The organism is Paenibacillus sp. FSL R5-0713 (assembly GCF_037973325.1).
GTDB lineage: Bacteria > Bacillota > Bacilli > Paenibacillales > Paenibacillaceae > Paenibacillus.
In genome coordinates, this window is the sequence record NZ_CP150229.1 from 2087824 (window position 1) to 2110799 (window position 22976).

The window sequence follows — 22976 nt, forward strand, 5'->3', positions numbered from 1 at the left end:
GGGTGAATTCACAGCTTGTCCGCCTGGTTTATTAAGTGGTAACGGTAGATATGATTTCGAGATTGTCCAGGCCAACAGACCGACCAAGTCGGGACAATTGCATTTTTAGAATCGCGTTGTTCTCGAGAGTCAACACGACTTTTTTATATTCATCTTTTTTGAACATTTGAAGGCAGCCTTCCAAAAGAGGAACAATCTCCGGAGCAGTAACATTCAACTTTTTGCAATCGATGTTCAGGTCGAACTCCTTGGTGTTAATAGGAGCGATCGTATCCTGATAGGCCGAGATGGAACGCAAACCGTCTTCTTGAGAGAAAGAACCCTCCAGTTCAATGTTTAACACCTTGTTCGGAACGTCAGTCTTAAGAATGAAATTTCCCATGCTTGATCTCTCTCCTTTAAATGAGTTAAGGCTATCCTGCTAATGGATACACAGCTCCATAGGGCCTATGCTGAAAGCTTCTAAGATGAGAGCTGATTCGAAGGATAATTTAACCATATTATAAAGGTAGGAATGTAAAAAGATCAATAAAAAAGTCGAATCGTGTATAAAAATGTAGAAAAGTGAATTACTGTATTTCGTCCAAGGTAGCAAGCAAAATATTAAATGCACTAATAATGCGTGGAGCACCCACACAGGGTGCCAGATGTAGCAATACTCCCTTGAGTTGATCCACTGTCACTCCCACGCTCAGCGCCATGGTGTAATGTACCCCCAATTGTTCATACTGTCCTTGGGTGATCAACGAAGAGATGATAGCAACTTCTTTCCATTGATCCGTAATCGTGGTGCGCTGAAAAATATCCCCGTATGCCGTCCCCATAATAAATTCCGACAATTCGGGAAAATGCTCTTTGATGGGTGCGAGGGCTCTTGCGCCGTATTCCCCTGAGAGTTTAGCAAAACGGTCTAGTCCCTGAGCTACTTGTTCACTCATGATATGCTCCTCCTAATTCAAAGTTACGGTGCGGTGAGCCGTGGGTGGAATTTCATCTCGATCGGTCAGAAGCTCAATAACAGTTACCTGATTCAACGTCTGGGCTGTGTTCAGCGCAGATGAGAACTCAGCAAGGGTCTCTGCTCGAAACGCAACTGCACCGAGAGATTCGGCAAATTTGGCTGCATCCATAGGAACTTCATATAATGTGCCATCAATTCTGCCCGTTGTTTTTTCCATTCCTTTGAGTGCCATGTCCAGTTGTTTGTTATTAACGACAATGAAAATGACATTCAGATTGTTGCATACTGCGGTATTGATCTCCGTCCCAAGCATCATGAAACATCCGTCTCCGGTGATGCATACGACGGTCTCTGTGGGTGAAGCGGCCTTTGCGCCTATCGCCATACCAATGGCGTTACCCATGCATGCAAAGTACGCGTCAAACACAAAGCTGCCTGGTTTCTTGACTTTATATCGCTGGACCGCATGAAATCCATGGCTGCCATCATCGACAAACAGTGTATGATCGTATGGAAGCAGATCGCTCATCCCATCCAGCACAGAAGCCAGAGACAGTTGGGGGAGATCCGGTAAAGGAACAGTGTAATCCATGGGTGGCGTTGTTCTCACAGGAGTAGGGAGGTCTTCCAAAGTGCCCAGCCAATATTGCAGGTTGTCCTTCAAATCACCGGTGATATGTAGGGTTTGAGCGCTCAAAATTTTGCCTACAAATGTAGGATCAGCGTCAAATTGAATGAGGTGTGCCGGGTGGTTATCAGGTTTCAGATTGCAGATGGTCATGTCACTCAGACGTGAGCCAAGTACGATATAAAGGTCACTTTGGTTCAGCATGTCGTCTGCATGCGGGAAACCACCAACACCACAAGGTCCATGGTACAGGGGATGGTCCCACGCAATCGCTCCTTTTCCACCAGGAGTAGTAATGACAGGGATGTTGAACGATTCTGCCAGATGGAGCAATTCATCATGAGCCCTGGCGCGACTTACACCTTTACCAGCAATAATTAAGGGACGGTTGGATTGTTGAATGAGAGGAAGAATGCGATTCAGGTTAGATACACTAAGCAGAGGTTCCGGTTCAGGAATGACAATCCGGCATTGAGATAACAATTCAGTCTGTACGTCAAAAGGAAGACAGAGGTGAACGGGGCCTTTGTTGGGGCCGAGTGCAATGGAAAGGGCATGATTCAGCAGTGTGCCGAAGTGATCACCACGCTCAACCAGTTTGCTGAATAGTGTAGCAGGTTTGAACATCTCGGCCAGATCAGCCAGATAGGAAGAGGAGTCCTGACACTGGGGTAGCCCCAGTTCCTGAATGGATTGATGACCCGTAATAAACAGTACGGGCAGGTTGTTGGCCTTTGCATGGGCGGCAGCAGTGATCAGATTGGTTCCGCCTGGACCGGATGTGGCAAAGGCAACGCCGAGTTTACCCGTCTGTAATGCATAACCGGATGCGGCAAAACCTGAGCTGGATTCATGACGGCCTGGAATGAACTCTAATCCGTAATCCACCATCTTCAGGACAGCAGGACAGATGGATTTACCAATAATACCAAAGACATGAGTAACGCCTAGATTACGCAGAGTTTCTGCCAAATAGTCCGCAACTGTTCTCACGCGGGACACCTCGCTTCATGAAATAGGTTAATAGAACCATACGCATATTCCATTTGTTGAATGCAAGTCAATGTCTAAGGTTGTAAGAGGAAATATTCTTTGTTATTTAGGAAGAGTATCTTTTTTTGTGGTTTTTTGTCAACTACTTTTGTGAGTCTAATTTCCTGATTCTTAAGTTGGTAACGCTTAAAGTGTTGCTGGATAAAGCAAAAATAAATGGTTATATATCCCTGCAACGAATTACCTAAATATTAGCGAGTTACAAATAATGTAAAAAAATGACTAACCATGATGAATTTCAGGTTCAACCAGCGACTTGAAAGCTAGGGTTTTATTTTTTTTCGTATCAACGCATCGCATTCGCAATTCTTAACTATCTGCTATACTGGAAAGGAATTTGGAGGGGATAAAATGGTAGTCATCAAGATGGCTCTGATTGGTCTGGGTAAAATGGGATTACATATGGTTCATCAAATCGAGAATACGAAGATGGATACCACGATTGAAATTGTTGCGGTATGTGATGCGAATGAGGAAGGTCTGGCGTCTTTTGCAGCTTCTCATCCCGAGGTTCGAACGTATACGGATTACAAGCAATTGATAAATGAACATCAGATTGACCTGTTGTATATTGCAGTTCCACCGAAATTTCATTATCCGGTTGTCATGGAAGCACTGGAGCGAAAAATTCATGTGTTCTGTGAGAAACCGCTTGCCAATAGTGTGGAAGAAGCCAAAGTGATGTTAGATGCAGCGGAGCAGGCGGGCGTTATTCATGCCATCCATTTCTCAATGCCGCATGAACCTTCCGTGCTGAAGTTGCAAGAGATGATCGAGCAGCGTACGGTAGGGGCGATTCGCAAAATAGATCTCATTCTGCAATTCCCGCAGTGGCCACGATCATGGCAACAGAATGCATGGATTACGAGCCGGGAACAGGGTGGATTTATTCTTGAAGTGGGGATTCACTGGATTCATATGATTCAAAAGGTGTTCGGAGCCATCCGGGTAGTGAGTACTCAGGTTCAATATCCTGAGAATGGAGAATGTGAACTTGAAGTGCAGGCTGCACTGGAACTGGAAGACGGGACTCGAATTCAGCTAAACGGCATGTCTCAATTTGCGGGAGAAGAACGAGTATCCATGGTGGTGTATGGTACGAAGGGCACGATTGCCTTGGAAAATTGGGAAGATTTGAAGACGGGCATGGTGGGCCAGCCACTTTCTCCAGTGGAAGTGCTGGAATCCGCGAGTGAATTGCCTGTACTTAAACATGTCATTGCCCGTATACAAGGACAACCAGCCAAGATATATGATTTTAACGATGGGTATCAGGCGCAGTTGGTACTTGAGGCGTTACGGAACACGGAACAATCGTGATAAGAGTTTGGACATAGAGGTACTCATTGTAACTCCTCTTGCACCATTCTTCCTAGAATAAAGAAGCATCGCAATGGCCCAAGTGTGCCTGTCTGCGATGCTTCTTTCCGTTGAGTTGAGACAAGATATAGCTGTATAGACAATCAATCCGTATGTTGTTTTGGATCACGCAAGCTTGAATCGCTTAACCAGCTGATCAAGTGCATCAGACATTTCATTCAACTGCTTGGACGTGTCAGACATCTCTTGCAGAGAAGCAAGTTGTTCCTCCGTCATTGCAGATACTTCTTCCGTGGCTGAAGCCGTATCTTCCACAACAGCTGCTACTTCATTAATGGACTTCATCACGTCCTCACTTCCGGAAGTTAACTCCTCGACAACCGCAGATACCTCCAGAACTTCACCACTAAGGTTATGAATATGCTGAGTAATGGTTGAAAAGGCATTACCTGCATCCTCAATGGTTCGCAACCCTTCATTTACATGTAGAGTACTCTCATCAACGACCTGAGCCGTACTTTGAACACCTGCTACCACGGTTTCCAATATACTTGTAATCTCTTTCGCGGATGTTGCACTTTGATCTGCAAGATTACGGATTTCCGAGGCAACGACAGCGAAGCCACGTCCATTTTCCCCAGCGCGGGCTGCTTCGATTCCGGCGTTGAGTGCAAGCAGATTCGTTTGTCTCGCAATACCCGACATGGAGTCTGCGATGTTGATCACCTGATCAGACATCATCGAAATTTCATTAATGGCTTCCTGTACAGAGAGGAAGGATTGTTCAATGGAACTCATTTTGCCTACTGCATTATCAATGCGCTGTTGCCCATCCATGGCAATGGATTCGGTACGCACAGCACGTTCTGCAACGTCACTTGCCGAGGAGGCGACACGATTAAGCCCGGTGAGGGATTGCTGCATCGCGGCTACCATGGTTTGCGTAAGAGCAACCTGTTCATCAGCCCCTTCCGCGACACGTTCCATCGCAGTGGCAACCTCTTTTCCAGCAAGATGGCTATCGGCAACCCCTTTATCCAATCGATCCGAAGCTGTACTCAGAATCATGGCATTGCTCTGAACATCCAACATCATTTGCTGCAAACCAGCGAGCATTGTATTAGCTGCCTCTGCAAGTTCACGAGTTTCGTCTTTCATTGGCGTAGCGATTCTCAGTGTGAGGTCACCATTGGAAGAACCGATGTCATTCAATGCCTGCTTCACGGTACGGATGTTCTTAACAATGGCGCGTGAGAGGACCAATGCAGTGATGAACGAGATGATGGCCACAACGACAAGTGCCCCATATAGTTCCAGGTTCAGGAGTGCATTTTTTTGCTTCAGCGCTTCTGTACGGTTTTCGGTTAACGTATGTTCATTGGTTCGAAACGTATCGAGGGCAGTCCGAATCTGGTCCATGTCTCTTTTACCTGGATCATCTGCGAAGAAATCTCGAATGGCTTGCGTATTATTGGCTTGGCGAAGGGCAATCACGGGTTCTCCAGCGACTTGGACCCAGTTCTCCATATTGGTATGTATGTCTTCCAAAAGTGCAAGTTGATCCGGATTGTCCGAAATCAAAGCAGCAAGTTCGTCTCGGAGTGTAATGAGCTCACCTTTTCCTTGCACGTAGGGATCGAGGTAATTGTCCTGCCCGGTGATGATGTAACCACGTTGACCTGTTTCCATATCCACCATGTTTCTTTCGAGCTCATAGGTCAGGGCGTGTACTCTCATATCGTGATCGACCAGAAAATCCAGTTCCCGTTGAAGCTGACTTGTGCTGTTCTGAATCAGCAGGATGCAACCAGCCAGTACAGCAAGCACGAGTAAATATCCTAATCCAATCTTATAAAAAATCTTGAAGGTCTTACGCTTTTTCATGTTTGTTATTCCTCTCTATGGGGTATATGTAGTTGTCGAAAAAACTGGAAATGTGATGATTATGGGTCTTTAGATTAGGTGTCTAAAGCACTATTTTTTAGTATTATACGTAAAGAAAGTTCTTTTGTATATAGTTTGTTTAACTATAATATAAGGTTTGGTTATTTGTGTATAATGTTTGAGGGTGACGATGTTTTACAATCGTTGGTTTACACGTGCAAACGTTATGTTTATCATGGGAAGGGAACGATTCCAATTACATATACATATCCCAATCCGAAAGGAACATTGGACATGACTAAAGAGAAGGTATTGCTCAAACCGGAAGCGATGATTTTTGACATGGATGGTACGCTATTCCAGACGGAGACCCTGTTGTTGCCGGCTTACCAGCAACTATTTGATACATTGCGTGCCGAAGGGCATTTTGAAGGAGAAACTCCACCAGAGGAACGCATGCTGGGAAGCTTGGGCATGTTGCTCGAAGATATATGGAAAGTGGTTATGCCTGAGGCATCGGAAGCGGCACATCGCCGTGCAGACGAACTGCTGCTCCAACTGGAAATTGAGGGGCTTGATCAAGGAAGTTCCCAATTGTATCCGGGTGTAAAAGAAACGCTGCAAGCACTGAAACAACAAGGAGTACGTCTTTTTGTCGCAAGTAATGGGCTAGAGGACTATGTGAAGGGTGTGGCATTTGCACACGAGATTATGCCTTTATTTGAAGGGGTATATAGTGCTGGCCAGTACAAGACTCCCTCCAAAATTAATCTGGTGCAGATCCTGCTTGAGAAACATCGTATTCAGGACGCCTGGATGGTAGGGGATCGTTCTTCTGATGTGGAGGCTGGTAAAATGAACGGTCAGGCGGTCATCGGTTGTGCCTACGCCGGTTTCGGCCGTGATGAGGAGCTTGCGGGCTCAGATGTGCTCATCTCTGATTTTACAGAATTGTTGCGCCTGTATGATGAAGCAGAATAAGCTAATCCTCAATTGAAAATGTCAGTCATCATATGAGAGCGCCCAACCCGAGCTGAATTACGGGTTGGGCACTCTTGTATTTTTGCTACGGATCATCTCTTTTTGCGTGCTTTCTTCAATGCAGATGGTCTGTTGCTTGCAAGCCGGGTGGTCCTTATCGGTTTGGCTGGGCGACTGGGCTGATTGCGATACACCCACAAGGCGTACTCCAGCGGTTGAGTGATGGCTTTATAATAGATATCCCGCTCACCGATACGAGCGAATACTTCACGTGCCGGTTTGGGATTCACTTCAAGCAAGTAGATGCGTCCACTCCTGTCGATCGCCAAATCCAATGCCAACTCACAGAGGTCCCCATACGTATCTTCCAGAAATGAAGCAACTTCAATGCCAAACTTCTCTGCAGTTGTGTTAATCTCTGCTCGGAGGTCGTCATCATCGATCCATTGCTTCATGAGTCGGTTCATCGCTATTGCCTGACCGCCGCCATGCAGATTGGAGGTTACACTTTTTTCTGCACCCATGCGTCCGGCACATCCCGTAAGCTCCCATTGCCCTTCACCGTTCTTCTGAACGAGCATGCGGTAATCATGCACACGTCCATTCGGAAGCTGAAGCTGAATGCCTTTTTGTACAAGATACTTGTCTTTCATATTCCAGTGCTGGAGCAACGAGCCTAATCGTGATAAATGAACTTTACGTGGAGTGATGATACGACGTTTCTGATCCCGCCCCTGAACAAGCACTGTATTGGCCTCGCTACTGCCGCGTTCAATGCGCAGAATACCACGTCCGCCTGTTCCATTAATAGGTTTGAGGTAGACCAGAGAAGAAACTTTGAGCATCCGATTTACATCGGACATATCCTGAAATAGAGCAGTTTCCGGCAGGTGCTCTCGAAAGTTGGACTTTTGCAACAGGGTCTGGTGGATGGTCCATTTATTGCGTAGAGGTCTGTTGAGAAAGAGCAGATGGCCATACTTCTCGCGAAAAGCAAGCAGTTGCTGAAACCTGCGGTTACGCTGTATCCGGCATCGATCGAAGATCAGGTCCGGGAATGATCGCCATTCCCTGGACCAGCCTTTTCCCTCATGATAAACCATGGCTTCAATTTGTTTGCCGCCAGGGTGCACGTCGGCTGGTGTGAACACATAGATATCGAGTCCCCGCTTGCGCCCTTCAAGAATCATTCTGCGATAGATGCTTCGTTCTTCAAGAGCGCGATGTTCATTTAAGTACAACGTCATAATGCCCAGAACAGGTGAGGACACAAGCAATCACCTTCTTTTTGCAGTATTCCTGTCGATCATCGTGTGGACTGACGGGCAAGATAAGCGCTGTAGTGAAATATACGTTCCAATGACCTCCGTCTGATCTGTGGTTCATCGAACTTCATGGGTTTGGCATTGGCTTCAAAGAACCAGAGTTCTCCCAGGTCATCAATGCCCAGATCCATGGACATTTCTCCGAGTGTGTAACCCGATCCCCGTTCTACCTGCCTTGCGATCATTAATGAAGTGGATTTCACACGTTTCATCAGGGTTGTTGTCAGTTCTTCCCCAAAAAGCTCGGTCAGCAGCTTCTCAGGGTCTTCTACGGTCCCGCCGCGTGGCACATGCGTTGTAATACTGCGGGAGCCAGCAAGTCTCGCACCTACACCGGTCACACTCCACTGACCCTTGCTGTTCTTTTGTACCAGAACACGCAGATCGAAGGGGCGTTTACGAGAGGAGGCCAGTTCTATGCCTTGTTGCATGATATAAGGCGTATGTCCGGTTTCTTTGCGAATCCGTGCCCACAACTTGGCGAGTGTAGCTGCTTTATAGGTCATGCTTTTACGTGTGGTTTGTATTTTGAGTCGATAGGGAAGCCGTTCTTTTTCCTGAAATTTAAGCATCATAATCCCTTTGCCCGCTTTGCCGCTCTCAGGCTTAAGGTACAGATAGGGATAGCTTCGTAGAACGGAACCCAGAGAAGAAGCACTTCGCATCCGACGGGTATAAGGGATCAGTTGCTGAGTTGATTTGGACTTCTTAAGCCATTCGAACAGATCCCATTTGTTGAAAAAGAACGGGTTATACAGTTCGATTCCTGATTGCATGCATTCGTCAATTTTGCGCTGAACGGAAGGTTTTCCTTCGTCTTCCCGGTTGGGAATACGATTGTACAGAACATGGGGAAGGGGGAAGGGTTGTGACACCCACTTTCCGCTTCCCTTGTTGTACGTATATCCTTTCACGGTGGGACCACCCACGTTCAGATCCCGCACAGTCACAATGTACACCACGTATCCCATGCTCTCGCCTGTCTGCAGGATATCCTGAAAATTTTGATGGTTCCCCCTGAACATACGCTGATTATCATGCATGGTCAAAACAGCAATGACAGGTTTGAAATCATCATGAAGGCTCATCAAATTTCTTCCTTCTTCCGGAACTTGCTCAAATATAGGCAGTGTTCCAGAATGTGCTCCACCGATGATTTTCCCTCCACTCGGAGTGAAGGGTGACGGAAAATGGAGCGCCCGGGTTTGGCGTTCGCTTCGAACATCCATACATGTTCCTCCTGATCAATGCCCAGATCAAAGCCAATCTCACCAATCAGATGCTGGTGCTGGGTTTCAATCGCCTGGGCCAGTGTAATAGCGACGGATTTGGCATGCTGAAGAACTTCTCCCGCACGATCGCCGAAGTTGCGACTGAGCGCCTGCTCAGGAGTCATTAGGGAGCCGCCATTCTTGATGTGTGTTGTAACACTGCCACGTCCTGCCTTTTTGGCTCCAATCCCGACAACGACCCATTGATTGTTACCGTTTTTGTGCATGTGAAAACGGAAATCAATTGGACATTCATCAATCTCAATTAGACGTATTCCCTGCTGAACAACATATCCGCGAAGCTGTTTACCGTGTCTTCCCTGAAGCATGCGCATCAGGCTGTTGAAGGACCCAAACCGAAGGAGTGCATTACCGCCTTTTTTACGATAACGAGCGAAGTAACCACGTTTGGGCGAATAAGTCAGGCGATAGATCCCGTTCCCCAGACTTCCCGCGGTGGGCTTATAATAGACGAACTGATGGCGTTCCAACATTTCCTTCATCTGTTCAACGGACGGATTCGTAATGGATTCCGGAATATAACGACCTGCCACCGGTTCATTCTCCAGCAATGTATAGATATCCGACTTGTTGAAAAAGCTCCAGTTGAAGAACGGGATTTTCCGACGAACAAATCGTTCCCGTAGTTGGTTAATGGCAGGTGAAAAATCGGAACGACGGCTTGGTAACCGATTGTAGACAACATCGGGCAGAGGTACCGTTTTACGGGTAAAGCTTCCGTTTTCATTCAGAAAAAAACCGGATACCGTCTCATTCTGCCAATTGATATCCCGGGGAGTAAAGGCATAAATATAGGATTTTCGGCTGCCTTCACGGAGTAACTGTTTAATGAAACCCGTACGGGAACCGAATGGATTAGTGCTCGTCGCAGGCCCATCAGAGAGTACGCCGATCAGCGGACCTAACTGAACCTCATCATTTTGCAAATTCCGGAGATAAATACTGCCCCGTTTGGGAACGTTCATCATATTACGGATACCTGAAGCGAGATACAGATGTTTACCTGCTTTTTTGATTGGTTTAATCGTTGCAGGTACCCGGTCACGCCCGAAGCGAAGGTTCACCGTTTTTTTGCCGGACAGATTGAGGCTCTTCATTAAAGCGTTGGATACATAAACCACTTTATCCGGTTGCTTGGTGAAATGCAGATTGCAAAAGGTCAAACTCATGATTTATCCTCCTATCCTGAAAAGATCCTTGGGCTCCATGGCAAGCAGGCACTGCGGGCCTCAGCCGCCGTGAATCGGGATGGGTTTCAGGCCAGCTTTGCTGGATGTATTCGACAATTTCATTGGACGAATGACGTCCGTGAGAACATGTTGTTGCAACAGATAACGGGCATAGGCAAGCGGCCGGGTATAAGTCAGGATATGCATGCGTCGGTCGCCCGCGTCTGCGAATGAGGTGCGGCCTGGTTTGGAGTTGACTTCAATTAGCCAGAGTTGGCCCTCTGCATCTGCTCCGAAATCAAGCCCCAATTCGGCTAACCTACCGAAACGGCTCTCCAGCAGGGTGGGGATTAGCGTAGCAGTCTGCCGGATGTTCTTTAGCAGAGTTTCTGTACGGGTCGTTCCATATCGCTGGAGCAGATATGCATGGGCCGGATAGGCTCTGCCCCCACCGTGAAGATTGGATGTGAGTGAACCTTCGGGTCCTTCTCGTACCATACATCCGGTAAGCGTCCAGCGACCGTGCCCATTCTTTTGCATTAGTGCCCGTATGTCGAATGCTCTTCCTTGATGGCTAAGCTCCAGATAGGGCTGCACGATCATCTTGCGCTCAGCCTGTTGTAATGCCAGCCAGGAAGATACAGCCTGAGTATGGTTGAATGTAAGGAAAAAGGGTTCATTGTGTTCGTTACGCCCCTCCGCGATCCATGTGGATGGAGTTAATCCCCGAGACAGGCGAAAGGTATTTTTGCCATGAGTCCCGGATATCGGTTTGAAGAATAATCCTTTGGGCCAACGGTCCAGCCACGATTCCCAAGGAATATGCGATCCGATCCGGGTGGTGGGGGCAAGTTGTGACCGCAACTCAGGATTTCGGGACAACAGACGATGTACCTCCCATTTTCCTGGAAGAGAAGCCGACCAATAACGATATTGACCTGAGTCCTTCGTTCGTATCTGTTCCTTAAGCTTCTGTCTAACGTTCCTTGGGAGAGGGCGAAGGCAACGATCCATAATAAGATCAACCGCAGGGACAGGTACCGAATTCCACTTCCCTTGATGATAGACATATCCCCATTGAAGAGGGAGATGGGCTGCATCAACCGATATTGGAATCACAATAATCTGAAGGGCGTATCGCACACTCCCCAAGCTGAGACGACGGCAGAAAAGTTCATCCGTGAAGGGAGGTGAGCCTTCAGTTGCACGCACCAGAATGGCCATTGTTTTGATCTCAGATGATGGAAACATTTCGCTGCACCTCTCCTTTGTAGAATGACTTTTCAAAAACCCGCCAGATACGTGGAATATTCGAGCATGGCTTTGACGGATGGGCGGATCTTGCTCTCACTCAGTGGTGTATTATCATTCTTGGATGGTTTGGAGTTGACTTCGAGCAGCCATACGCGTCCAGTGGTATCAAGGGCCAGATCAATACCGAGTTCACCAAAATGAGCAGGGATGGCACTCTCAATCCCTTTGGCGATATCCAGTGCTGCGGTGTGCAATCCTGCATATGCGGAAGCTTTGGCCGATCCGGACAACTGCGTTTTGGCAACCGCCTCTTTGACGGTGCTGAGGCTTCCACCTCTTGCCAGATTGGATACATAGTGACTCCCGCCCGCAATTCGTGCAACGATGGAGGTTACACTCCATTTACCTGTACGGTTCTTTTGCACGAGCGCACGGAAATCCACGGGCCTGCCACTGTTGTCAATGAGAGTCAGCCCTTGTTGGATCTGATAACGCGTTGTTTTCATTTTCCCAGCCATACTGGCATACAGTTTATCCAGAGAAGCATACGTTTGTTTCCGGGTACCCCCAACGCCAGTCGCCAGAGTCAGGAAACTTCCGTCCGTCTGACGTGAGACCCGAATGATGCCTTTGCCCAAAGAACCGCGTACGGGCTTCAGAAATACAACCGGATGCCGATTGCACATCGTCTTGAGCATGGTGGATGTTTTGAGCAAATGGGACTCGGGAAGAACTCGTTTAAGCGTTGAAATGGACTTGAGTGCGTCAAATACTTCGTTTTTGTCCAGAAACTTTTCATTGAAGGTTTGCGTGCCGTAGAGCGATTTTACTTCTTTCATAAAATGCTGTACGCTAGGTTTGTTCTCAAGCTTGCGGGACGTTAGCCGGTTATTGACGACGTCTGCTACAGGCAGAACAGTCTTTTTCCAGCCGTCATCATACACCCAGCCTTTCATATAACCCGTTACCGCTCCAATATCCTCCGGTGTGAAAAAGGATACATAGGCGCCTTGCTTACGGCAGGCGTTCACCAGTTCTTGACAGAACATCGTGATGGAGCCAAAGGGCCGATCGGGCTGATCGGGATAATCCTGGCTAACCAGTACACTGATGTAGGGCCCAAGGCGAAGGGTACGGCTGGCTGAACGATAGGATACCCTCAGGACCGAACGTGGAACGAGACCGGTCTTGCTGGCAACTGTCTGATTGATGCGCAGTCCATCATACCTTGGAACCGGAATGACAGTGACTTCGCGACGGAAAGAGCCAAATTGCAGCTGAAGCGGCCTTCCTGAAGGGATTTTAAGCGCCTTGAGCACCCCTTCGCCCAGCATGATGACGTCGTCCTGCAGGATGCCCGAGCCGGTAACCTGAATCGTTACTTTTTTAGTGGACATCACGGATCTCCTTCCGGGCGGCAACTTGATGTCTGATCTCGAAGTTGAACGGCATCTGAACATGGCATGTGCTTCATCATATGAGGACATATAACCCTTGGTGATTGACCCATATGGATTAAATGCATTTGATTTCGAGGCAGGATATCTACGGCCTGTTTCAGACCGCCTTTGTTTGACCGCGGAGAAAAGCGTGTATTAACACGGAAGAACAAACCAATCTGAGGAGGAATAATAGTGAACATTTATGACAAAGCCAATGATTTGGCCAAAGCACTGAGAGAAAGCAGCGAGGTGGAAGAGATTACTTCCGCGATGAAGCTGATTGAAGCTGATCCGGATGCAAAAGCAATGCTGGATAACTTTCGTGATCAACAAATGGAGTTGCAACAACGTATGATGAGCGGGGATATGCCAGCTCCGGATGAGATGGAGAAAATGGAGAAACTGTTTGAAGTACTGAGTCTGAATCTGAATATCCGTCGTTTGTTTGATGCGGAGCGTCGTCTCAGTGTCATTATTGAAGACGTGAACAAAATTATTGCAGACAGCCTGGGTCATCTGTACGGTGGCGCTGAAGCGTAAAAAGGTAGTTCAAAAAGTCCACTTTTGATTACGAAGGATGAACACGTACCTAAAGGGTGTCTTGTTTTTTTACCTGAACCTTTCATATTAGCCCCTTACCGTTCATAGACTAGAATATAGAGTCGATCACGAACGAAGGAGCTGTGAATGGTGAAGAGGTTGAAAAAAGCAAAACATGTAATCTATCTGCTTATCGCGTTGTCGATGCTGGTCATTGCACTGCCGCGGATTTCCTTTGCTGGAGGAATGGACTGGGTTAATATTTTTGGCATCGTATGGGTGCTATTCTCCTTATTAATCGTTGGTGCACACCTACATTTTATACTCGGTGTAGATGAAGAGAAGAAACGTGCACTGGAAGCCGTTCGCCGGGCGAAGCTGCGGCAGTGGGAGATGAAACTGCTGGACAAGCAGGAGCGGAGCGAGTCTGTATAAGGTACAGTAGTAGATACAACATGAGAGACCGGAATCCCTTGACTCAAGGGGTCCGGTCTTTTTTGCTACATACAGGATTAGAGGATAATTAAGCGATTAAACTCAGAGGGGGAACCTTGCCTATGAGAATGAGATGGGAGTGGGGTTATTTTCCTGAAGGCGTGTTATAATAGGTACAGAATAGTACAGATGCATCTTCGGGGGTGGTACAGTTGGACGGACAGGAAGAGAACGTCACGAAGCATGAACAGTTACTTCAACATATTGAACAACTGAAGGTTGGCAGCAAAATATCAGTGCGTGGACTTGCACGGGAACTCGGTGTAAGTGAAGGGACAGCCTACCGTGCCGTAAAAGAGGCGGAGAACTTCGGACTGGTCGTGACCAAGGAACGAATTGGAACCGTTCGGATTGAGAAGAGACCTCGGGGCATGTCGGAACAGTTGACCTTTGCTGATGTTGTAACCATTGTAGAGGGCCATGTGCTGGGTGGTAACGAAGGTCTAGCCAAACCGCTGCACAAGTATGTGATAGGTGCGATGAAAGAACAGGCGATGGCGCGTTATATTGATGCTGGGAGTCTGTTAATTGTGGGTAACCGTGAGGATGCTCACTCGCTTGCCCTTGAACAGGGAGCAGGCGTGTTGATTACGGGTGGTTTTGGGACAAGCCGTGAAGTAAGAATTATGGCTGACGAGCTTGGGCTACCGATTATTTCATCCCGGCATGATACATTCACGGTGGCTTCCATGATTAACCGTGCGATCTTTGACCGGCTGATTAAGAAAAAAATCATGCTTGTTGAGGATATCATTGGTCAGAAACCTCGCTTGCAGGTATTGAAGGTCACCAGTTCAGCCGCAGATTTTCATATGCTGGTCTCGGAGACGGGGGAACATCGCTTTCCAGTCGTGGATGAATGGAACCGGGTCATTGGCATTGTCAGTCTGAAGGATGTCAGTGAGCTGACGGCGGATCAAAGTATTGAGAAATGTGTCGTTCGCCGCCCGATTACGGCGTCGCTGCAAACCTCTCTTGCTTCCGCTGCGCAAATTATGACCTGGGAGGGCATCGATTTTCTGCCAATCGTGGATCGCAACCGCAAACTGATTGCATCCGTCACACGCAAGGAAGTGCTTCAGGCCATGCGGGATGCACAGAAGCAGCCACAACTGGGAGAGACGTTTGATCATCTGATCTGGAACGGGTTTGCCGAGGAACGCGGTGATCAGAATGAACTGTTATTTCACGGATTCATCATTCCTCAGATGGCAACCGATCTGGGTACGATCTCCGAAGGCGTTCTGTTGAATGTGATGACACAGGCTGGCCGGCGGGCAGCGTGGGATGTTACAGGGAACGACCATGTGGTGGATAATGTCACGACTTATTTTGTTCGACCGGTACAGATTGAGGATCAGATTCTGGTTCGACCTGTAATTCTGGAAACCAGTCGTCGAACGTGCAAAATGGACATTGTGGTTACACGTGAAGGCAGTGTGGTATGCAAAGCTGTAATGACATTGCAGTCCATTGACCACGCCTAGCACGTTGTATTGCCTCAGGTATAGACAAAGAGAGTACTCCCTCATGGAGAAGCTTTGCCGGGTTGCGCTGTAGCGCATTCTGGCTTCGCTTAATGAAGGGAAGTACTCTCTTTTTTGCAGACACAATCATAGCGCTTCAACAAATCATGCAGATTGTCCGGAAGTTGTACCTGATCCGTTACTGGACCGTTGTTGAATCCGCGCATAATAACTGCGGTTACGTATTCCGGCAAATACATTATACGCACCCATAATTAGAAATAGCGCTTCCACAACCACAGATAAGGTGGAACCCGTGAAGACAAACATCAGGATCAGCGCAAGAACAACAAGCATACCACCCATCCAGATATTCATCCACGAACGGTACAGACCGGCGCTGGTAGCATCCGAGCTTCTGTGTGAACGAATGCTGTTCAACGCTGCCAAAACCATGGCAACAGCAAAGATAGCGATTAGTACATATTTGAGTACATCAATGAACACAAAGACGCAGCTCCTTTTCTGGAAAGCATTTACTGCCCTTATTGTACCATGGAGAGATGCAGACAAGGGCAGTTTTTTGCTGTTACGCAGGAACATGCATGCGAATCTGTACCCAAACTTGCAGTACGCCTTCCATAACCAGCATCGTTTTGACCTGAACGGTGTATTCCTTTTCCCTGACGGAGTACACTTTCTGATTCAGCATGATTCGCGTCATTTTGCTATACTCATCGATATTGAATACATCTCTGCCGCGGAGCACCTCAAGTTCGTCTCCGAGCTTCTGTAACATCACTTTCAGAGAAGCCTCGTCTGGCCCCTTATCGGACTCTTCTGCACGGACCTTGATTTCCTTGATCACGGTTTGGCGTTTACTGTATTTTTTCAGCGTTTTGATATCCTCCTCATTCTGATGCAGCTGAAGCTGCAGCTCCTGATTGTTCAGCCACAACGCATTGTAACTCAGGTGAAATACCCCATTGTAGACGACGCATCCAGCGATCATTCCCAGAACAAATACAGCAGTCATTCGCATCAGCGGGCGGTAACGGGAGAATGGCGGAACTCTCATGAACGCTGTTCCTGTCTCATATTAGCTCCGGCCTCCGCCGCACACCCACTTTACCAGTTCTGTTCCCATATGTGCGCCCATAAAAGCAGAGATCAGATACAGAATTTGTTTGACCGCTGGAGACAGGTTACCATCCAGGAAATTGCTCTCGATGACACGCATGGGATCAATGGTGCCACCCACAGCAGCTGCGAGTGCCCATATCTTTATTTTCCCGGAAATATCGAGCATCGTCTGTGTTGGAGGCTGGAGAGAAATCACCGCTCCAATACCTCCGATCATCGCGCCACCCAGCACGATTCCAAACGCAATAAAGAAATCAAGAATGGCTTTGGACAAAAATGTGCTCACTGGCAACACCCCTTTCAGACCTAGCAGCACACCTCCTGTCTTCGGTCTGTCACAGGGGGAGCGGCTTGTACTTCTATTGTATGGGCGTGCCCCCGAACGTTATGATAAAATAGAATAATAAAGTCTCCTTTTAAGAGGTAGTCACGATTTTTTAAGGTGATTCCATTTTTTTATTTATTTAATTCATATATAAGAGAAAGATAGAGCGGCAAACGGATCAGAAGATCCGATGCTGTGATTATCTGCGGCGAAAGGAAGAAATAAACATGAGTTCTTTTGTGCATTTGCACGTTCACAGCGAATACAGTTTGCTGGACGGCGCTGCGCGTATTCCGGATCTCGTGAATAAGGCTGCAGATCTCGGAATGACAACACTGGCGCTAACCGACCATGGCGTAATGTATGGTGCAATTCCTTTTTATAAAGCATGTATTGAACGGGGTATCAAGCCGATTATCGGTTGCGAGGCATACATGACAGCTGGGTCCCGCAAAGAGCGGGGAAGCCGTAAGGATCAGCCGATTCATCATTTGATTTTGCTGGCCAAAAACATGACGGGATACCGTAATCTCATGAAATTGTGCTCGATTGGACATCTCGAAGGTTTTCATTACAAACCACGTATCGATATGGAAAGTCTGGCTGCCCATCATGAGGGAATTATCTGTCTTAGCGCTTGTCTGGGGGGCGAGGTTCCTCAGCACTTATTGCATGGTCGAGAGGAAGAAGCGCGGCGTGCGGCGTTGCGTTATAAAAATATCTTTGGCGAAGACTTCTATCTGGAGCTTCAGGATCATGGGCTTTCCGAGCAAAAAAGGGTGAATCCCCAGTTGATCAAACTGGCGGCTGAACTGGAAATTCCGCTTGTAGCGACGAATGATGCCCACTATCTGTCGGAAGAGGATGCAGAGCTTCAGGATGTACTGATCTGTATCGGAACGGGCAAGACCGTGGATGATGAGAATCGGCTCCGCATTGGAACGAATCAGCTCTATCTGAAAAGTGAAGAAGAGATGGCCCGGTTGTTTCCTCATGTACCGGAAGCTCTGGCGAATACCGTCCGCATTGCGGAATCCTGTGAGTTGAAGCTGGAGTTCGGCAAATCGATTTTGCCTGAATACAGACCACTTCCCGATGGACTCAGCCCTTCGGCGTATCTGCGTCAACTGTGCGAAGAAGGCATGGAGGAGCGTTACGCGCAGTCCACACGCTGGACAGACGAGGAGCTTCGATCCGAACTCGAACAACGCTTGTCGTATGAACTGGGTGTAATCGACAGCATGGGCTTCTCGGATTATTTCCTGATTGTCTGGGATTTTATCGCCTATGCGCATAAACAAGGGATAGTTACTGGACCGGGCCGGGGCTCCTCGGCAGGAAGTCTGGTAGCCTACACGTTGCACATCACGGATGTTGATCCGATGAAATACAACCTGCTCTTCGAACGTTTTTTGAATCCTGAGCGGATCTCCATGCCGGATATTGATATTGACTTCAGCGATGAACGGCGGGATGAGGTCATTGATTATGTCGCGCATAAATATGGCAAAGCCCATGTCGCCCAGATTATTACCTTTGGAACGATGGCTGCCCGTGCTGCTGTACGTGATGTGGGACGAGCACTAAATGTGCCTTATGGCGAAGTAGACAAGGCTGCGAAGTTGATTCCGGCGCAACTCGGCATTAACATCGAGCGGGCCATGGAAGCGACACCTGAGCTGAAGGCGCTGTATGAAACCAAGCCGAAAACCCGTGAACTGCTGGATATGGCGATGAAGGTCGAAGGTATGCCACGTCATGCTTCCACGCATGCAGCGGGGGTGGTCATCTCCCGTGATCCGCTGACCGATGCGGTGCCGCTTCAGGAGGGCAGTGAAGGGACGGCGTTGACCCAGTATTCCATGGAAAACCTGGAGTCAATTGGGTTGCTTAAGATGGACTTTCTCGGTCTGCGTACCCTCTCAATCATTGAGCGGTGTGTACGCTGGATTGGGGAACATGGAGAAATTCCGGACTTCCGTCTTATTCCCGATGATGATGCTTTGACCTACGAGATGCTCGGCCGTGGTGACACGATGGGCATATTCCAACTGGAATCTGCCGGTGTACGCCGTGTGCTGAAAGATTTGAAGCCAAGTAGTTTTGAAGATGTGATCTCGGTACTTGCCTTGTATCGTCCGGGTCCGATGGAGTTCATATCCAAATACATTCAGGGTAAGCATGGACAGATCGAAGTGGATTACCCGCACGTGGATCTGGAGCCTATTCTGAAAGATACGTACGGCATCATCGTGTATCAAGAGCAGATCATGCAGATTGCCTCCCGGATGGCGGGTTTCTCGCTGGGTGAAGCAGATTTGCTTCGCAGAGCGGTCTCCAAGAAGAAACGGGAAGTGCTGGATCTGGAGCGTGGTCACTTTGTACAAGGCAGTCTGAAACAAGGGTATAGCGAAGAAGAAGCTGACCTTGTTTATGACATGATCGTTAAGTTTGCGAACTATGGCTTCCCGCGTGCTCACGCCGCGGCTTATGGTGTGCTTGCATTCCAGACGGCTTATCTAAAGGCGCATTATCCTGTGCACTTTATGGCATCCATGCTGACAGCCGTGATGGGCAGTCATCGGAAAGTGGCAGAGTACGTGGTGGAATGTCGGCGTATGGATATGGAGGTGCTTCCGCCGGATGTGAATGAGAGTGGTATTTTGTTTACGCCTGTATTTATACCATCCGGTAGCGCAGGCACCGGGGATCAGAGCATTGTATCGCAGCAGACTGCGGGAGCCGATGCAGAGAGTGACACCGGAAGCGTGGCCGAAGAACATACCACGAACGGTAACGGAAGTTCCTTCAGAGAAGAACATGTTCGTGAGCATGAGGAGCATTCGGGACAAGCTGAATATGGTGAAGCACCTTTGCCGGATGATCCGGGTCCTGGCTCCGAAGAGGACAGTGGTGGATATGAGTGGCAGGCATCGACAGCCATGCCTGAAGCAACCTACAACCAGAAGGAACCGGAATTGGTGAAGGCTACCTCAAAGGGTGCAATTCGCTTCGGTCTGGCTGCTGTGAAAAATGTCGGTACCCAAGCCATGGAAAGCATTATGATCGTAAGGCAGGAGAGACCGTTCGACAGTCTGCTCGATTTTTGTCGTCGTGTGGATCTGCGTGTATGTAACAAACGTGTGATTGAATCGCTGATCCAGGCCGGAGCTTTTGACACATTACCCGGACACCGGGCCCAATTGCTGGCGATGCTAGATGAGACCGTTGAAGCCGCGTTGAAATGGCGCAAAGAACGTGAGGATCTGCAGATTCAATTGTTCGACTTTGTGGAGACGCCAAACTGGGAGATTGAATACCCGGAAATTCCTCCTTATTCCTCTGGGCAGCAACTGGAGCTAGAGCGTGAGTTGTTAGGCTTGTATCTCTCCGGGCATCCGCTGGATGACTATGAAGATGTGCTTGAATCGAGTGGGGCTGACCGGATCATGGAGCTGACCGAGGCGGCAGACGACACAATGGCCGTCGCCGCGGGTATGGTAGTGTCTGTGAAGTCAATTACGACGAAACAGGGCAAGGCCATGGCGTTCATGGAGCTGGAAGACCAGATCGAACGCTGCGAAGTGGTTCTCTTTCCCGAGGTATGGCGGCGTAGCCAGCAGCATGTCGGGAAAGGTGAATTGCTCGTCGTGCGTGCCAAAGTGCAGCAGCAGGACGAAGGGTTCAAGCTGCTGGCTGAGGAAGTGGTGCCGTTGTCACAGGCGGCACTGGAGCAGCAGCTGCGTAGCCGTGACCGGCGCGGCAAGCCCGGTGGCGGCAGCTCTTCGCGCCCGGCGCCGTCGGCTTCACCGCGGCGGCCAGCGGGCGCAGGAGCCGAAGCGCAGCGCAGCAGCGCAGGCGGGGATGCTTCCGCTGCGCGTAGCAGCGGGAGCCAAGGCTCGCCAGCGACGCGCAGCGATGCGGCGGGTATGGGCGCAGCCGCGGCTGCGGCTTCCCGGCCTGGCGGTGCCGCTGAAGCGGCTGGCAGCCAGGCGCAGAGCCGAGAACCGCGGGCGTTGGAGCAGCGGGTGTTCGTGAAGATTGCCCCGCATGCGGAGAAGCCTGAGCTTCTGGCACGTCTGAAGCAGCTGCTTCAGGAGCACCCTGGACCTGTTGCGACGGTGCTCTTCTATGAGCAGCAACAGAAGCTGCTTGCACTGAGTGATGCCTACCGAATTAAACCATCACCAGCCCTGTTCTCCGACATGGAGAAGATGCTGGGTGAAGGGACGGTCAAAATTAAATAAGCGGTTATCTCGTTAGTGATCGTCTTTATTCCAACAATATGAAACCTGTTTAGCTAAATGCTGAACAGGTTTTTTGTGATCGTTATATCGCGGTCCTGATTTCACCATCCGCACATTTTATGAACATTTTAACAGGTTACTGCATACACTTGAGAACACCGAAGGACCGAGTGGTCCTCGGGGTATTGATGCGGGAGGTCGAGATATGTCATATGAAATCGTAGAAGCCATGCTGGCCCGGCGCGGGGTACAGATTGATGCAATCGCCGCAATTGTATACCGTCTGCAAAAAGGGTACCACCCCGAACTGACCTTGGACGACTGTGTTACCAGCGTGAAATCCGTTCTGCAGAAACGAGAGGTGCAATATACACTTTATACAGGTATTGCTCTCGACGAACTTGCGGAGAAGCGACTCTTGCCCCAACCGTTACAAGCTATTATGGAAGCGGATGAATCCCTGTATGGAGTGGACGAGACTCTGGCCCTCGGCATTACTCATGTGTATGGTATGATTGGTTTAACCAGCTTTGGTTATCTGGATAAAGAAAAAATAGGTGTCATTCATGATTTGAATGAACATGCAACAGCCATTCATGTCTTTTTGGATGACCTGGTTGCAGGGGTGGCCGCTGCAGCTTCTGCCCGGATTGCACACAAAAATATTAAAGCCAAAAAATACCCCTCAGACCTTTAACCCCCTGTATTTCCATGCCTGCATGCCGTGATCAATCTTATGACTTATATGAAGGTCTCCAAGGGCGGCTGACGCTGCCCTGATACGTTTAGTGCTGCTTATGGAAGAAGTATCAATAAGAAGATTTCGTCAACCATATGAGTTATTTGTGGGGGACTAATGTCCCTCATGATCCCAAATTCTCCCCCAAGGTCCCGAACCCTTTCTTGCAGAAAAAAAGTGAGGTATGTTATCATTAGTCCAATATACGGGCTCTGAACATTAGCTTAGGGGGCGGACAAGGCATGTGGACGGTGATTTACATTGCGCCGACAGCAAAGGTTGCGGACAAGATTAAGACCAGGCTTTCGGAAGAAGGTTTTCTGGTACAGACCCGTCCCATCAGTTTATCCAAGCAGCAATTTGAGATTCGCGTCCCTTCTGGGGAATTGGAAGAGGTCCAGGAAGTGTTGAATTCCATTCTGCATTCCTGATTCGTTCGACATCGATGTGCCTTGGCAGAGGAAGAAGTACCATCGGTACATAAGGGACTAACCGCGTAAGCGGAGAGAGGAATCGACTTGCATGTATTGTATGCTGCTGTCCTTCCTTCTTTTTTTGTTAGGACTAGGACCGACCTGGTTGCTCCCGGAGACCCTACCTAGATAGATTCAAAACATCGGCGCAACAATCTTTCGGTTATTGCAGGTAATATCAATCGTGCTGACAGAAGCCGCTGATCCTTGCCCTGTACCGGCGGATTTTTTTGTTGTGA

At 48.6% G+C, this 22976-nt stretch carries 20 protein-coding genes; 8 read left to right on the forward strand and 12 right to left on the reverse strand.

Going from position 1 to position 22976, the window contains the following annotated elements:
* Window positions 1-31 precede the first annotated feature (31 nt).
* The 3 genes from MKZ12_RS09565 to MKZ12_RS09575 all read right to left on the reverse strand — a co-directional run bounded on the left by MKZ12_RS09565 (window position 32) and on the right by MKZ12_RS09575 (window position 2582).
* Window positions 32-382, reverse strand: a complete 351-nt coding sequence (locus MKZ12_RS09565) for a hypothetical protein (RefSeq protein ID WP_339260110.1) — start codon at window positions 380-382, stop codon at window positions 32-34.
* A gap of 187 nt (window positions 383-569) precedes the next feature.
* Window positions 570-938 (reverse strand): carboxymuconolactone decarboxylase family protein, encoded by a 369-nt coding sequence (locus tag MKZ12_RS09570; RefSeq protein WP_339260111.1) that lies wholly within the window; start codon window positions 936-938, stop codon window positions 570-572.
* Between the two features lie 12 nt (window positions 939-950).
* Window positions 951-2582 (reverse strand): thiamine pyrophosphate-binding protein, encoded by a 1632-nt coding sequence (locus tag MKZ12_RS09575; protein ID WP_339260113.1) that lies wholly within the window; start codon window positions 2580-2582, stop codon window positions 951-953.
* 411 nt (window positions 2583-2993) lie between these two features.
* Between MKZ12_RS09575 and MKZ12_RS09580 the strand changes: the two genes are divergently transcribed.
* The gene (locus tag MKZ12_RS09580; protein WP_339260114.1) at window positions 2994-3962 is read left to right on the forward strand and encodes a Gfo/Idh/MocA family oxidoreductase; all 969 of its coding nucleotides are present in this window, start codon (window positions 2994-2996) and stop codon (window positions 3960-3962) included.
* 165 nt (window positions 3963-4127) lie between these two features.
* Here MKZ12_RS09580 and MKZ12_RS09585 read toward each other — a convergent pair whose 3' ends face one another.
* Window positions 4128-5846 (reverse strand): methyl-accepting chemotaxis protein, encoded by a 1719-nt coding sequence (locus MKZ12_RS09585; protein ID WP_339260117.1) that lies wholly within the window; start codon window positions 5844-5846, stop codon window positions 4128-4130.
* 294 nt (window positions 5847-6140) lie between these two features.
* On the opposite strand from MKZ12_RS09585, the gene MKZ12_RS09590 reads away from it, so the two are divergent.
* Window positions 6141-6827 (forward strand): HAD hydrolase-like protein, encoded by a 687-nt coding sequence (locus MKZ12_RS09590; protein WP_339260119.1) that lies wholly within the window; start codon window positions 6141-6143, stop codon window positions 6825-6827.
* Window positions 6828-6919: 92 nt separating this feature from the next.
* Here MKZ12_RS09590 and MKZ12_RS09595 read toward each other — a convergent pair whose 3' ends face one another.
* From MKZ12_RS09595 to MKZ12_RS09615, 5 genes are read right to left on the reverse strand one after another with little or no spacing between them, the layout of a single operon-like run.
* Window positions 6920-8098, reverse strand: coding sequence for a YheC/YheD family protein (locus MKZ12_RS09595; protein WP_339240980.1), 1179 nt, complete (start codon window positions 8096-8098; stop codon window positions 6920-6922).
* A 35-nt stretch (window positions 8099-8133) separates the two neighbouring features.
* The gene (locus tag MKZ12_RS09600; protein ID WP_339260121.1) at window positions 8134-9240 is read right to left on the reverse strand and encodes a YheC/YheD family protein; all 1107 of its coding nucleotides are present in this window, start codon (window positions 9238-9240) and stop codon (window positions 8134-8136) included.
* The gene (locus MKZ12_RS09605; RefSeq protein ID WP_339240983.1) at window positions 9240-10613 is read right to left on the reverse strand and encodes a YheC/YheD family protein; all 1374 of its coding nucleotides are present in this window, start codon (window positions 10611-10613) and stop codon (window positions 9240-9242) included. The genes MKZ12_RS09600 and MKZ12_RS09605 overlap by 1 nt, the downstream gene beginning before the upstream one ends.
* 60 nt (window positions 10614-10673) lie before the next feature.
* Window positions 10674-11864 (reverse strand): YheC/YheD family protein, encoded by a 1191-nt coding sequence (locus MKZ12_RS09610; protein ID WP_339260123.1) that lies wholly within the window; start codon window positions 11862-11864, stop codon window positions 10674-10676.
* 32 nt (window positions 11865-11896) lie between these two features.
* The gene (locus tag MKZ12_RS09615; protein WP_339240986.1) at window positions 11897-13264 is read right to left on the reverse strand and encodes a YheC/YheD family protein; all 1368 of its coding nucleotides are present in this window, start codon (window positions 13262-13264) and stop codon (window positions 11897-11899) included.
* A 237-nt stretch (window positions 13265-13501) separates the two neighbouring features.
* Here MKZ12_RS09615 and MKZ12_RS09620 point away from each other — a divergent pair, with 237 nt between their 5' ends.
* The 3 genes from MKZ12_RS09620 (at window position 13502) to MKZ12_RS09630 (ending at window position 15831) form a co-directional block, all read left to right on the forward strand.
* On the forward strand, window positions 13502-13849 hold the full coding sequence (locus tag MKZ12_RS09620; protein ID WP_036609862.1) for a YlbF family regulator: 348 nt from the start codon (window positions 13502-13504) through the stop codon (window positions 13847-13849).
* Between the two features lie 150 nt (window positions 13850-13999).
* Complete coding sequence (locus MKZ12_RS09625) at window positions 14000-14284, forward strand: hypothetical protein (protein ID WP_085981456.1); 285 nt, start codon at window positions 14000-14002, stop codon at window positions 14282-14284.
* 212 nt (window positions 14285-14496) lie between these two features.
* The gene (locus tag MKZ12_RS09630; RefSeq protein ID WP_253433039.1) at window positions 14497-15831 is read left to right on the forward strand and encodes a DRTGG domain-containing protein; all 1335 of its coding nucleotides are present in this window, start codon (window positions 14497-14499) and stop codon (window positions 15829-15831) included.
* A 144-nt stretch (window positions 15832-15975) separates the two neighbouring features.
* On the opposite strand, the gene MKZ12_RS09635 is transcribed toward MKZ12_RS09630, so the two are convergent.
* The 3 genes from MKZ12_RS09635 to MKZ12_RS09645 all read right to left on the reverse strand — a co-directional run bounded on the left by MKZ12_RS09635 (window position 15976) and on the right by MKZ12_RS09645 (window position 17239).
* Window positions 15976-16317 carry a YtpI family protein gene (locus MKZ12_RS09635; protein WP_339260124.1) on the reverse strand — a complete coding sequence of 114 codons (342 nt, stop codon included), beginning with the start codon at window positions 16315-16317 and terminating at the stop codon, window positions 15976-15978.
* An 82-nt stretch (window positions 16318-16399) separates the two neighbouring features.
* A complete protein-coding gene (locus MKZ12_RS09640; protein ID WP_036609856.1) occupies window positions 16400-16888 on the reverse strand; it encodes a hypothetical protein in 489 nt (162 codons plus the stop codon).
* Between the two features lie 21 nt (window positions 16889-16909).
* Window positions 16910-17239, reverse strand: a complete 330-nt coding sequence (locus MKZ12_RS09645) for a YtrH family sporulation protein (protein ID WP_026081169.1) — start codon at window positions 17237-17239, stop codon at window positions 16910-16912.
* Between the two features lie 266 nt (window positions 17240-17505).
* Between MKZ12_RS09645 and MKZ12_RS09650 the strand changes: the two genes are divergently transcribed.
* From MKZ12_RS09650 to MKZ12_RS09660, 3 genes are all read left to right on the forward strand, one after another.
* Window positions 17506-21525: a DNA polymerase III subunit alpha gene (locus tag MKZ12_RS09650; protein WP_339260126.1), complete on the forward strand. Its 4020-nt coding sequence runs from the start codon at window positions 17506-17508 to the stop codon at window positions 21523-21525.
* Window positions 21526-21730: 205 nt separating this feature from the next.
* Window positions 21731-22222 carry a phosphatidylglycerophosphatase A gene (locus MKZ12_RS09655; protein WP_339240994.1) on the forward strand — a complete coding sequence of 164 codons (492 nt, stop codon included), beginning with the start codon at window positions 21731-21733 and terminating at the stop codon, window positions 22220-22222.
* Window positions 22223-22506: 284 nt separating this feature from the next.
* Window positions 22507-22695 (forward strand): glutamate decarboxylase, encoded by a 189-nt coding sequence (locus tag MKZ12_RS09660; protein ID WP_339240996.1) that lies wholly within the window; start codon window positions 22507-22509, stop codon window positions 22693-22695.
* The last annotated feature ends 281 nt before the right edge of the window (window positions 22696-22976 follow it).